The sequence below is a fragment of the Humibacillus sp. DSM 29435 genome (genome assembly GCF_001758225.1).
In the GTDB taxonomy this organism is placed as follows: Bacteria; Actinomycetota; Actinomycetes; order Actinomycetales; family Dermatophilaceae; genus DSM-29435.
This window is the reverse complement of the sequence record NZ_MAST01000023.1, coordinates 205,593-217,540: the sequence shown is the minus strand read 5'-3', so window position 1 is coordinate 217,540 and position 11,948 is coordinate 205,593. Positions and strand designations below refer to the sequence as shown.

At 69.5% G+C, this 11,948-nt stretch carries 13 protein-coding genes; 5 read left to right on the top strand and 8 right to left on the bottom strand.

Features of this window, described 5'->3' with window-relative positions; genetic code table 11:
- Positions 1–1,146 (top strand): HNH endonuclease signature motif containing protein (locus tag BA895_RS14870; protein WP_139142671.1); only part of this gene is annotated, 1,146 nt, incomplete at its 5' end.
- A 44-nt stretch (positions 1,147–1,190) separates the two neighbouring features.
- On the opposite strand, the gene BA895_RS14865 is transcribed toward BA895_RS14870, so the two are convergent.
- The 4 genes from BA895_RS14865 to BA895_RS14855 are packed head-to-tail and all read right to left on the bottom strand — an operon-like array spanning position 1,191 to position 6,268.
- Positions 1,191–1,601, bottom strand: coding sequence for a hypothetical protein (locus BA895_RS14865; RefSeq protein WP_070192657.1), 411 nt, complete (start codon positions 1,599–1,601; stop codon positions 1,191–1,193).
- Positions 1,602–1,639: 38 nt separating this feature from the next.
- Positions 1,640–2,803 carry a Wadjet anti-phage system protein JetD domain-containing protein gene (locus BA895_RS14860; protein WP_070192656.1) on the bottom strand — a complete coding sequence of 388 codons (1,164 nt, stop codon included), beginning with the start codon at positions 2,801–2,803 and terminating at the stop codon, positions 1,640–1,642.
- Positions 2,804–2,816: 13 nt separating this feature from the next.
- A complete protein-coding gene (locus BA895_RS24210) occupies positions 2,817–4,007 on the bottom strand; it encodes an SbcC/MukB-like Walker B domain-containing protein (RefSeq protein WP_254666482.1) in 1,191 nt (396 codons plus the stop codon).
- 5 nt (positions 4,008–4,012) lie between these two features.
- A complete protein-coding gene (locus BA895_RS14855) occupies positions 4,013–6,268 on the bottom strand; it encodes an ATP-binding protein (protein ID WP_217493911.1) in 2,256 nt (751 codons plus the stop codon).
- 289 nt (positions 6,269–6,557) lie between these two features.
- Here BA895_RS14855 and BA895_RS14850 point away from each other — a divergent pair, with 289 nt between their 5' ends.
- A complete protein-coding gene (locus BA895_RS14850) occupies positions 6,558–6,866 on the top strand; it encodes a hypothetical protein (RefSeq protein ID WP_175442334.1) in 309 nt (102 codons plus the stop codon).
- 56 nt (positions 6,867–6,922) lie between these two features.
- Here the strand turns inward: BA895_RS14850 and BA895_RS14845 are convergent, their stop codons facing one another.
- Positions 6,923–7,240: a type II toxin-antitoxin system PemK/MazF family toxin gene (locus BA895_RS14845; RefSeq protein ID WP_254666481.1), complete on the bottom strand. Its 318-nt coding sequence runs from the start codon at positions 7,238–7,240 to the stop codon at positions 6,923–6,925.
- Positions 7,241–7,254: 14 nt separating this feature from the next.
- Positions 7,255–7,491, bottom strand: coding sequence for a hypothetical protein (locus BA895_RS14840; protein ID WP_070192653.1), 237 nt, complete (start codon positions 7,489–7,491; stop codon positions 7,255–7,257).
- 198 nt (positions 7,492–7,689) lie between these two features.
- Between BA895_RS14840 and BA895_RS14835 the strand changes: the two genes are divergently transcribed.
- The 3 genes from BA895_RS14835 (at position 7,690) to BA895_RS14825 (ending at position 9,674) form a co-directional block, all read left to right on the top strand.
- Positions 7,690–8,208, top strand: coding sequence for a hypothetical protein (locus BA895_RS14835; RefSeq protein WP_070192652.1), 519 nt, complete (start codon positions 7,690–7,692; stop codon positions 8,206–8,208).
- The gene (locus BA895_RS14830; RefSeq protein ID WP_070192651.1) at positions 8,205–8,384 is read left to right on the top strand and encodes a hypothetical protein; all 180 of its coding nucleotides are present in this window, start codon (positions 8,205–8,207) and stop codon (positions 8,382–8,384) included. The genes BA895_RS14835 and BA895_RS14830 overlap by 4 nt, the downstream gene beginning before the upstream one ends.
- A gap of 156 nt (positions 8,385–8,540) precedes the next feature.
- Positions 8,541–9,674: a hypothetical protein gene (locus tag BA895_RS14825; protein ID WP_070192650.1), complete on the top strand. Its 1,134-nt coding sequence runs from the start codon at positions 8,541–8,543 to the stop codon at positions 9,672–9,674.
- A 65-nt stretch (positions 9,675–9,739) separates the two neighbouring features.
- On the opposite strand, the gene BA895_RS14820 is transcribed toward BA895_RS14825, so the two are convergent.
- A complete protein-coding gene (locus tag BA895_RS14820; protein WP_070192649.1) occupies positions 9,740–10,375 on the bottom strand; it encodes a DUF4194 domain-containing protein in 636 nt (211 codons plus the stop codon).
- 18 nt (positions 10,376–10,393) lie between these two features.
- Positions 10,394–11,821: a DUF3375 domain-containing protein gene (locus tag BA895_RS14815; protein WP_070192648.1), complete on the bottom strand. Its 1,428-nt coding sequence runs from the start codon at positions 11,819–11,821 to the stop codon at positions 10,394–10,396.
- Positions 11,822–11,948 lie beyond the last annotated feature (127 nt).

Sequence of the window (11,948 nt, the reverse complement as noted above, 5' to 3'; positions counted from 1 at the left end):
CACCGCGGTAGCCAGCACGTGGGCCTGGCGTTGGCGTTGGACCGGCACCTGCCGAACGTGTTGGCGTGGCTGACGGCCGGGGTCCTGAGTGAGTGGCGCGCCACCCTCATCGTGCGTGAGGCCGCGGTGCTGGCCCCTGACCTACAAGAAGCCCTCGACGCGGAGCTGGGCGAGGCCCTCGGGGAGGGGATCGGCCGGTTGGGTGACCGGCAGCTGGTCGGGCACGTCAAAGCCATCGCGTACCGCCTCGACCCGGCCTCGGTCCTGGCCCGGGCCCGCAAAGCCGAAGGAGACCGGCGGGTCAGCCTGCGCCCGGCCCCCGACACGATGGCCTACCTGAGCGCGCTGCTCCCGGTGGCGCAGGCCGTGGCCGCGTACGCGGCGCTCACGGCGGCCGCGGACACCGCCAGGGCGGGCGGGGACGACCGCGGCAAGGGTCAGGTGATGGCCGACACCCTCGTCGAACGCCTCACCGGACAAGAGACCGCGCAGGATGTTGATGTCGAGGTACAGGTCGTGATCACCGACGACGCCCTCTTCGGCGACGACGAGACCCCCGGTCAGGTCCCCGGCTATGGCACCGTCCCCGCCGGCTGGGTTCGTGACCTGCTCACCCCCAGCGCTGCCGGTGCGGCCAAGGGCGCGACCGGGGCGGGGCTGGGTGAGCACGCCCGGGTCTGGCTCCGACGCCTGTATGCCCACCCCACTACCGGGCAGCTCGTCGGTATGGACTCCACCCGCCGCGTCTTCGACGGCAACCTGCGCAAGTACCTCCTGGCCCGCGACGGCGGGACCTGCCGCACCCCCTGGTGCGACGCCCCCATCCGCCACCTCGACCACATCCACGACCACGCTATGGGCGGGCCCACCACCGCCACCAACGCCCAAGGCCTCTGCGTGCGGTGCAACCACACCAAACAACTCCCCGGCTTCACCGCCCGCACCCTCACCCCCGAAGTTCAACAACCCGGCGCGCCGCACCTCGTCGAGCTGACCACCCCCACCGGACACACCCACCACTCCACGCCGCCGCCGCTCATCCCCGGCAAGACACCCTGTCCCAAACCCCGAATCCGCACGGCGCCCGCAAGCGATCCACCGCTCAGCCCGTTCGAGCGCTACCTCACCGACCTCATCGCCGGCTGAAGTCGGGCAGGCTCCTGCGGCACCTGCCCGCTCCGATGGGTTTTCTAGCCTTGCGTCTGGTCGCCGGGCCGCCGGAGCACCGACCCGGCCCACAGGGCCCACAGCACGAGCACGGGCTGGAAGAACAACCGCGTCAGTCGTTTGGTGTCGGTGTCGAGACCAAAGGCGTCGACCCCCTGAACGTACTGGCCGATGTTGCCCGGGAAGACCGCGACATAGAACGCCGCGAGCAGCCCGCCGATGAGCCGCTTGCGCTTGGGCACGAACACGAACGCGGCCCCCAGGGCAATCTCCACCACGCCAGAGCCGAGCACGGTCAGGTCTTTGCCGATCGGGAACCAGTCAGGCACCTGGGCCTGAAACTCCTGACGCTGAGTGGTTAGGTGCAGGATGCCGGCGCCGACCATCAGCGACCCCAGGGCGACCCGACCGATGGTGCGCAGTGCGTGGCTCATCGTCGAAGCCTACGGTTACGGTGCTGAGGCTGAGCGCGTCACCCTTGACACGGTTGTGCGTAGGGCAGGCGAGCCTGCGCCCAGGCCCAGTTGATCCGTTCCTGCTCGAGGCGCAGGCGGTCGGCGAACTGGTCGCTCACCAGGTCGCTGAAGAGATCCGCCTCGTCGTCGGTCAGGTGACGTAAGGAGGCTCGCGTCGGCGAGGCTTCGGCGCCCCAACGGTCCCGGTGCGCCAACAGCGTCTCGCGGTCCATCAGGAACGACCGCGTCTGGGGGAGCCAGGCCCGCAGTCGGTCGAGGATGGCGAACCCGTGGGTGTCGAGGTCGCCCCAGTAGTGGACGTCGGCGTCAGCCAGCCAAGGCAGTGACCCGGCGCGGTCGACCTCGAACCCCTTGCCCCACAGCACGATTCCGTCGACCGGGACGGGCAAACTGAGAAAGGTGATCTCGTTCTCGACGATCACGGCGGTGCGCACCGTCGGAGTGGCCGCTGCGAGCTCGTCGAGCCGAACGGTCAGATCAGACCAACCCGCGAGCGGGCCCGTCGAGGGATGGCCGCGCAGTCGCAACGTCTCGGGCTTGGCCTGCAGCCCCAAAGCAGCCAGGAACCCTGCGCTGGATGCTGGAACCCCCAGCAGCGCCGCGAGCACTGACCGGTGCCGCTCGACGAACTTCGTATCGACGCCGGGCGCGCTGATCTGGCGCAGGTAGAGGCCCGACCCACGGCGCTCCCGCAGCCAACGGTAGGCAGCGATCAGGTTCGGCAGTTCCGGCTCCAACCCCAGCGCCGCCAGCGGCTTGCTCGCGATCCACTCGCGAACGGCCGGTTCGTCGCGCGCGAGAGCGAGCTCAGCGGCATACGCCTGCACTTGGCGGGCCACTCCGAGCAGGGCCCACGCTTGGTCGTAGCTGTCCACGACGGCCCGGCTCGGCAGCACGTTGCGCCCGATGTGCCGACCACCGACAGCCGTCCGCACCAGCGAATAGTGCCGCCCATCATGGCTGCCCGTGTCAAGAGTGGCGACCCAGCGTTGCACGGCAGCGAGGTCGTCGCCTATGTCACTGGCACTAGGCCCGCGCAGCGGAACCTCGACCGCTCGAAAGGGTGCGTTCGCCGCGAAGGCGGTCAGCAGACTGCCGTCGTCGACCCTCCGCTGCACCCGCGCCCGGATGCCGGCCGGAGTCACCCAACGAGCGCTCATTCGGGAACCTGTCTCACAGCAGACGCCCGCTCCGCCGACCCCGGAACTCCTCGATGGTCAGCGTCTGCAGCCGGGAGTAGCGACCGGTGGGGTTGTCGACGAAGCCGATGGCCTGCACGTACGGCTCGATGACGTGCACCTTCTGCAGGGGAGTGACGATGAGCAGCTGGAGGCCGAGCTTGGCGAACAGCTCGAGGGCGTAACGGGTCGAGGTGTCCGAGCCGCGGCCGAAAGCCTCGTCGATGACGGCGAACCGGAAGTCGCGCGAGCGCTCCGCCCCCCACTCGAGGCCGAACTGGTAGGCGAGCGAGGCGGCGAGAATCGTGTAGGCCAGCTTCTCCTTCTGGCCGCCCGACTTGCCGTCGGAGTCGCGGTAGTGCTCCCACTCGGCGTCGGTCTCACGGTCACGTTCGGAGGCCGAGAAGGTGAACCAGTTGCGCACGTCGGTGACGCGCCGGGTCCAGGCCTTGTCGGAGTCGGCGTAACCCTCACGGCCGCGGAACCGCTCGATGATGCGCTGCACGTCGAGAAAGCGCTGCTCCGAGTACTGCTCATCGTCGGGCGAGAGGGTGTTGTCGGTGGCGCCCCGCAGGTCGGTGCGAAAGGCCTGGATCTCCTGGTTGACGGTGCGCTCGGGCAACAGCCGGATGTAGCGGCCGGGGCTGTAGTCGATGGCGCCGAGGGCCTCGTTGATCCGGGCGACGCGCACGTCGATGTCTTCGGCCTGGCGGCGCAGCCAGTTGTTGAACTGGGCCAGCTCGCGGATGGTGTTGGTGTTGAGCTGGCGCTTGAACTCCTCCTCGAACCGGGGCAGGTCATCGCCGGCCACCCGGTCGTGGAAGGCTGTGAAGTCGGCGCGCGACTCGACGCTGGCGTCCATCTCGGTCGTCGCCTCGGGCCACCGACGCCGGGCCTCGGCCATGTACTGCAGCAGGCTCTGGGTGTAGCCGCCCAGCTCGGTGTTGATGCGCCGAATGCCGGCGTCGAGCTCGTCGGTCAACCGGTCGGATGCCGGCCGGCACGCCTCCGTCGTCGTCGGCAGCTGGGCGCCGAGCCGCTTCTCGAGCAGCGGGTAGGCAGCTTGGGCCGCGTCGAGGCCGTGGGGGTCGTTGGAGCCGGCCTCTTTCACGAAACGCTGCTCGACGGCGCGGGCGACCTCATCGCGCTCGATGCGGTCGTCGAGCTGGGCGATGGTGCCGTGCAAAGCCTTCAGTCGGTCGTCGAGGGCGGCAGACGCTCGGCGTTTGCCTCGAGCCGCCGCTCGATCTCGGTCAAGGTCGATGACCCCGACAGGAGCCGGGACCGTTCAGCATGGTGCTGCTCGGCCTCGGAAAGGGCACTGGCCCAGTCGAGCTCAGCCCAGGAGGTGTACTCCGCGAGGCTCGCCAGGGCAGTCACTCGGCTCTGGGCGGCGGTGCGCCGGGCACGGGCGCGCTTCAGCTGTTCGTCGAGGTCGACGAGGAGCCGCTGCTGTTCTGAGCGCTGCTCGGTCAGGGCAGCGACCTTGCGCTCGTTGACCCAACCCAGCACCCAGGCCTTCGGGTCGTCGACGCGTGAGCGGTCGTCCTTCTCATGCCGGTCGCCAGAGCGCACCTGCCCCTGCTTCGTCACGGCGCGCCGCTCGTCGCGGAACTGGGCCAGGTCGGCGACGCACCGGTAGTCGGCCCGGCGCACGAGCTCGCCCTCGAGGTAGTCGCGGAACGGGCCGTCGCGCACCTCGAGGGTGTCGGCCAGCAGGAGCACGCCCGAGGCGGTGGGGGATTTGACGCGCACGCGGCGGGCCGGCATCCGTTCGTAGACCAGGCGACTGCCGACCACCCGCCCGTCGGTGCGGCGGTGGGTCAGGCGGCGCTCGTTGACCCAGCGTGCCACGCCGTCGTAGTGGTGCTGCGGCACGATGAGCGACAGGGCGAAGCCGCGCAGCACCCGCTCGGCGGCGCCCCGCCAGGCCGAATGGTCGTCGCCGACGTCGATGAGCTCGCCCGCGAACGGCAGCTCGCTCTCGTCAATGCCGAGGTCGGCGCATAGTTGACCGCGAATCTCCAGCTGGCTGCTGGGCAGGTTGCTGGTGCGCCCGGCGAGGCTGAACAGCTCGGTGTTGGTCTCCTCGCTCGTTCGCTTCAGCTCACCCTGGCTCACGGTCAGCTCGCCGACCTGCCCGTCGAGTGCGGCCTGCTCATCGGTAGCAGCCTGCCGGGCGATCGGCGTCGCGGTCAGCAAGGCGCTGAACGACCCGGCGTCGGTGACCTCAGAAAGTCCCGACTCGGCGAGACCGCCGTCGACGAGACCGGCGTCGACGAGACCGGCATCCGCCAGTCGAGCGCTGAAGCGGTCGCGCCGGCCCCGACGCACCTGCGCCTCAGCACGTAACGACGACGCGAGCTGCTCGAGCTGGCTGACCCGGTCGCCCCCGGCGCCGGTGCGCTCGGTGATGAGCTGCTCGCGATCGGCAGCGAGCCGATGCCGCCCCGCCCCAGCCTCATCGGCCTCAGCGGCCCGGTGTGCGCGCAGGTCGGTGTTGCTCGCGATGGTCTCGCCGAGCAGCCGGATGCGCAGCTCGGCAAAGAACAACCGAACCGCCTGACGCTGGGCTTCGAAGTCGGCGCGGCGCACGAGCGCGTCGTCGTACTTCACGGTCGTGGCCACCAGCGGTCGCAGTGCCTCGAGCTGTTCGCGGGCCCGCTTCACGGCGTCGTGCGCCTTGGTGAGGTCTTCGAAGTGGCCGACGATCCCCTTGACCTTGGCGGCGGCATCCGCCGGCTCGAGCATGTGGTTTCTCACGAACTCGTTGAGGTTGCCGACCGACTTCATCGACACCGTCTGGTGGAACAGCTCCATGGCCTGCTCGGAGCGGATGCCGAGCAGCCGCCGCACGGTACGCCCGTAGTCGGGGAAGCCGTTGGTGATCTCGGCGCCCCCGACCCGCAAGCGCCGGCGCAGGCTGTTCAGGTCGGCGCCGAACCCGGCGAAGTCGGTCTCGACCGAAAGCTCGCTCGTGGCGGTGACGAAGAAGCGGTCAGGCTGGCCGGTGCGGTCCTTCTGGTGGAAGACCTGCGCCAGCGTGACGGTCTCGTCGTAGCCGTCGTTGACGAACACCCCGAGCACGACGGAGTAGGCGTTCTGGTCGCGCAGCCCGATCGGGCGCGACGCGCCGGTGGCCTCGATGCGCTCGGACTTGTAGTGCCCCTCGACGTAGCTGCGCAGGGTGCGCTCGCGGCTGTCGGCGCCCGCGGCCTTGTTGTAGGCGATCTTGTTCGCGGGCAGCAGCAGGGTGGTGATGGCGTCGACGAGGGTCGACTTGCCACTGCCGATGTCGCCGGTGAGCAGGGAGGTCTCGCCGTGCGGCGAGAGGCGCCAGACGCGGCTGTCGAAGGTGCCCCAGTTGAAGACCTCGACGTGCTGGAGCCGGTAGCCGGCACGGCCCGCGGTGGCCAGCTCGACGGCCGAGAACAGGCTGTCGGTCACCGTCGCCCCCACCGGATACCGCCGAGTCCGGATGCCGTGAAGGTCGCGTGGCAGCGCCGTGCCGGATGCCGCTCCCGCACCGTCTCGATCGTCATGTCTCCCACGGCTCGCCTCCTTCTTCGCCGACTCTCGCAGGCCAGCGTAGGCAACTTCGCATGAGACTCGGTAGCGGCGATGCCGTCCGGCACTGCTACCGGACTGCTTGCAGACGTCGGCCCGGTGCCGGAAGAGGCTCTGAGCGCGGCAGGGCAAACACACGGACCCAGCCGGGCATGGCGAGCAGGTGAACGTGTCGGAGGATGATGCTGCTGTGGGAATCCTCGAACGAGAGATCCGGGACCGCGCCATCGACTCGCTGGCTGAGATGCCCAGGCTTGACGTCCGCCCGATTTTCAGCGGGTTCGGCTTCTACGATGACGGTCTACTGGTCGCTGCCGCGTGGGACGGCGCGTTCCAGCTGCGCTATCTCGAAGACGGCCACTGGAAGTACCGACCAGTCGATCCCGCCACCCTCGATGATCCCGTCGCGCTGGTAGGACTCGTCCGCGAGCGCGGTGCGCAGCTGGCTCGAGACCCCGCGGCACGGCGCCGCCGTTGACGGCACCGGGTGAGGCCCGACGACCGGCACGTCAGCAGCCCGGGTGCACCGCTTGCTCACAGGTCGAGGACGAAGCTAAGGGCCTGGTCGATGGCGCGCAGCTCGTCCGGATCGAGCATGCCCCGGCGAGACGACAGTCGATCGGTCGAGATCACTCGTATCTGGTCGCAGCGCGCGTATGAGGGGTGCCCCAATCCGCTGCGACCAGGCTCTACTTCGACATGACTCCGTAGGCCGTAGTCCGCAGACGTGACCGGAACCACCACGACCAGCCTGCCCGGGCCGTTGTTAAGCATGTCGACCGAGACCACGACGGCCGGGCGTCGGAAGGCCGGCTCGCGACCGATCGGCTGGCCCAGGTCAACGTCGTACACCTCCCCGCGCCAGATCACGCGAGGCTGTCCCACTCCTGACGCTCGGACAGGTACTGATCCCACCGCTCGGGGTCGTTGCGCAAAGATTGGTAGTCCTCGCCCAGACCACGCAGAAACTCCTGCCGCTCCAGGGCGTCGATAGCCGCGTGCAGCACATCGATGACCGGGGTCTGACGCGACTTTGCCAGTGACTGAAGTCGCTCCGAGTCAGGCCGGCGAACGCGGACAGTCGTGGTGTCTGGGGAAGCCATGCTGTCAGTGTAGACGAAATGTAGACACCATCGTGGGGATGTCATCGTCTACCAATGCCGCATGTCGGGTCGGGCGGGCACGCTGAGCCACGACGGCCCGGAGGAGAACGAGGTGCGCCTGACCCCGCGTGGGTCGCTGCGCGACCTGCACGCGGTGCTGCGCCTGTGTGACTCGGGGCGGAACTGTGGAGGTCGTGGGTGGCCAAAGGCGCCATCGACGAGTTGAGTCGGGTCGAGCACCTCAAGGGGCAGCGGTCGGCCAACGTTTTGACGTCGGTGAAGACGCGACGCGAGATCGTGGCGGCCGCGCTCGCCAAGCGCCAGCCCTACACGTGGGTCGAGGTGGACGACCTGTTCAGGTCGATGCGCCGGACCGGTCTGTCCCCGCAGGTCGCTCGCAACGGGCGGGCCCTGTGGAAGTTGTACCTGGTTGACGCCCAGTACGGCAGTTGTGGCTACGACGGCTACGGCACGTGGCAGATGCTCGAAGGCCGGTACACCCTGGCCGTGGTCTTCGAGTACGCGGCCACGCTGGCTCTGGTCGACGTGGCCTACGACGAGCCGGAGGGGGCCCGGGACGACTTCCGCTATAACGCGAGTGCGGAGGAGCTGCCCTACCTGAGCCGCTACGACGGGCTACGAGCGTTGCGACTGAACGGGCTCGGGGCGTACGCGCTGGGCCTGACCGACCGACCAGCTCACCCTCGACCCTTGTGACTCTGCTCGCCGACGTGACGGCTCGAACCCAGCGGGTGCGTGACCTGGGCCGGGTGCGCCTCATCGAGTTCTCCGACCCGGCACTCGCCGTCCTGATCCACCGCGACCGCCGACTGAGCCCGTTGTGCGCGCTGATCGGTGACCGGCACCTGGCGGTGACCGGCACCTGGCGGTGACCGCCGATGACAAGCCGGCGTTTCTCAAGGCGTTGCAGGCGCTCGGCTACGCCATCCCCGTCTGAGGGTCGTGACTGCAACCCGCCTCCGCCTCCGGCTCGCACCGCGGCGCCGGTGAATCACGCCTCGCCCGGACTGCTATGGGACGGTGGGCTCGTGCCGGCGCTGTCGAAGGTGATGCGGGCCTCGGTGACTCCGTTGGCCTCGATCCTCGGTTCGGGCCTGTTGATCATTGTGCCCGTGCTCGAGCGCACCCTGGGGTCGCTGTCGGTGGTCGGCGCCGCCGTTGTGTGCGCGGTGGCCTGGGTGGTCGGCACGTCGGTGCGCCACTGCGTCCGGGTCGTGGAGCCCGCCCTGGCCGCCGATTCTCCCGACCGGGTCACCGCCGGCCTCGACCGCACCGGCGACGCGGTCATCGTGGTGGCCTATGTCATCTCAGTCGCGTTGTACCTGCGGATCATGGCCGAGTACGTCGTCGACTATGCCGTTCCGGGCGGGTCCACGGCCTGGGCCCGGGGGCTGGCGTGCGCGGCCGTGGTGCTGATCGTGGTGGTGGGGGTCACCCGCGGGTTCGCCGGGCTGAACGCCCTCGACCGGTTCAGCCTGGCTGTCGTGCTCATCCTGACGACCGTGCTGGGCGGGACCCTGCTGTTCCACGACGCTCGGGGCCTCTTCGGTGAAGGGCTCGTCTTGCCCCCGGTACCCGACGTCGGAATCGGCGAGATTCTGCTGGTGCTGGGTGGGATCGTGATCACGGTGCAGGGGTTCGAGACGGTGCAGTATCTCGGCGCCCAGTACGACGCCGAGACTCGCATCTGGGCCTCCCGGTTCGCACAGTTGATCGCGGCGTCGATCTACCTCGGCTTCGTCGCGGTCGCGACTCCGGTGATGGGGCTCGGAACAGCCGACGGGCCTGATGTCACGCTGCTTGACATCACCGCCCGGGTGGCCCCGTGGCTCGCTCTTCCGTTGGTGCTCTCGGCCGTGCTGAGCCAGTTCAGCGCGGCGGTGGCCGACACCGTTGCGGCTGACGGCAACCTGCGGGGACTGTCCCGCTTCATGCGCGGCCCGACGCCGTACCTCGTCAGTGGTGGCGCCGCGATCCTGCTGGCCGCCACCACGTCGACCTTCACGATCATCGCGGTCGCCTCACGGGCCTTCGCCGCCTACTACGCCATTCAGGCGGTTCTGGCGATGCGCACCTCGAGCGGTCCTGCCCGCAAGATCGGCTACGGCGCGCTGGCCGTCGTGATGGCCGCTGTCACCATCTTCGACCAGTCCGCGGGGTGAGCACCGCCCCGGTCCAGATGGTCGCGGCTGGCGCGGATGACATCTCGAGCGCCGAGAAGCGGCTGTCAGTCATCGTCGCCTTTACCGGATGCCGCGTGCGCGTACTCCTCGAGCTTGGCCGCGAAGTCCGAGAGCACTTGAGCGTCGACGTAGGCCTTGATGATGCGCCGCACCTCCCACTGGCCGGGCCGGCCAGCGCGCCCAGCGGCATCCGGCTGGCCGCTCGTCGCTTGGGTTCGCAGCGCGCGCAGGAAGCCGAGCTCTTCCGCCTTGCGGATCGTGCTGTCGGCGGTGTCGATGACCCGGGCCTCGTTGGTCGAGTCGGGGAAGAACAGGCGCAGCATCTCGATGATCTGGTCGCGCTCGAGCACGAGCTTGCCCTCGCTGCTCGTCGTCTCGAACTCGACGAGGCGCTTGCGCAGCAGCACGAGCAGCAGGCTCACGTTGTAGGTGAGGCTGCGCCGCATCACGAGCCGGGGGAGGGGCGGGATGCCGGGGTCCTCGGTCTCACTGCGCAGGTACGCATAGCCCTCGGTGTCGTCGACCACGAGCTCCACGCCGATCGCGCTGAAGTGGTCGCGCACCGCAGCGCCCTGTCGTTCGAGCGTGGCCCAGGCGTCCTCGTTGCTCTCGCGGTAGACGACGCCGCGCATGAGGTGGATGATCGCGGCCCCGACAGCGTGCTCCTCCGGCGTTCTCATGAGGTTCTCACCGCGGCCTCATCGGCGGGTCACCGTGACCTGGGGGAGGCGGGCACGCCGCATCCGGTCGCCGTCGGTGAACTCGATGTGGGTGGTCTCGGTCTCGTCCATGCTCACCTCGATGTCGTCGTCGGTGAGGGCGAGGTAGCCGACGATCTCGGCCGCGCCCTGCTCGATGGGGTAGAGCTCCACGATGTCAGCCAGCAGGGCGGAGGCGCGGGGTGGGATGGCGGTGCGGACGTTCTCGACGAGCCGGGCGTGGTCGACGAACGTCTGCCCGAAGAGGGAGTCGACGTCAAGCTCTTCGTCATCGGCCGGGGCGAGCAGGCTGTTGACCTCGGCCGCGGGCCGGGCGTCGTGCAGGGGCCGCTCGAAGGGTAGGGAAATGGTTACGCCGGGTTCGTCGACGACCAGGCCCACGGCGGGCGGGGTGTCACGCACCGACAGGGCGGCGGCTTCGACCGAGCGCACCAGCTCGAGCACGCGCCGGTTCTCGAGCCAGACCCGGTCGTCGAGAAAGCGGCGCAGCTGTTCGGAGATCTGCCGCACGGTCTGCTGGGTGCGCTCGGCGGCCTCCGACCAGTCGTGGTGCACGGTGCGCAGCCGGCGGTCGGCGTCGAGGGCGGCGATGGTCTCGACCCTGGCGAGCAGGTCGGCGAGCTCGTCCTGCCGCGCCTCGGAGAGGAGGAAGTCGTAGAAGCTCTGGAAGCTGCGGCCCTGGTCGGAGGCGCTGATGTCGGAGCGGGTGCCGACGAGGTCAGCGAGCAGGTCGCCCTTGCTGCCCTCCCAGGCCGCGATGCGCTCGCGGGCGGCGCGGTCGAGGGCGCGGAAGTTCTCCTCGACCTGGCGAAAGTCCGACAACAGCTCGCGGGCGGTGCTCGCGAACTGCTGGTAGCGGTCGCGCACGGCGACCCGGTCGAGCACGACGACGTGCCCGGCCTCGATGGCGGCGATCTCCTCGTCGAGGCCGTCGCGGCGCCGGCGCAGCTCGGCCAGGCGCACCTGCGGGTCGGTCTCTGACCCGAGCACCATCTGGCGCAACAGCTCGACGACGGTGTTGAGCCGTGACTCGGTGCCGACGAACGAGCGCACCTGCAGCCCGGTCACCCAGGCGTAGGCCTTCTCGAAGGCGGGCGTGGCGTCGTAGTGCACCTCGTCGGAGCCGAGCGGGTAGAACCGGCGGAGCCAGCCGGCATCCGTCGTTGACCAGTCGTCGAGGTAGTCGCCCGCGCTTCGGGGGTAGACGGGGTGGTCGGGGTGGGCGGCGTTGATGGTGAACAGCTCGTCGTCGAGGGCGGTGGCGAGCTCGGGCGCGGAGGTGGCGCCGTGGTTGTCCTCGACGAAGAAGCGGCCGAGGAACGCGAGCACGAGCGGAGCGTTCGTGGCGCGCAGCAACCGCCAGGCCGGATGCCGCTCCCGCAGCGTCTCGATCGTGTCGTGCTCCACCGCTCACACCTCCCTGCTCCGAGTCTCGACGGCCAGCGTAGGCGTGACGCCGCACCATCCCGTAGCCGTGGGCGGATAAGCAGGCGCTACCGCTCCGCGTCCCTTTACTTGGGGAGCGAGATCGTAT

Excerpts from the sequence above, each read along its gene's own strand:
- BA895_RS14820 (WP_070192649.1), bottom strand. The coding sequence starts at position 10,375 with ATGAGAACGCCGGAGGAGCACGCTGTCGGGGCCGCGATCATCCACCTC.
- BA895_RS14840 (WP_070192653.1), bottom strand. The coding sequence starts at position 7,491 with ATGGCTTCCCCAGACACCACGACTGTCCGCGTTCGCCGGCCTGACTCG.
- BA895_RS14860 (WP_070192656.1), bottom strand. The coding sequence starts at position 2,803 with ATGAGCGCTCGTTGGGTGACTCCGGCCGGCATCCGGGCGCGGGTGCAG.
- BA895_RS14865 (WP_070192657.1), bottom strand. The coding sequence starts at position 1,601 with ATGAGCCACGCACTGCGCACCATCGGTCGGGTCGCCCTGGGGTCGCTG.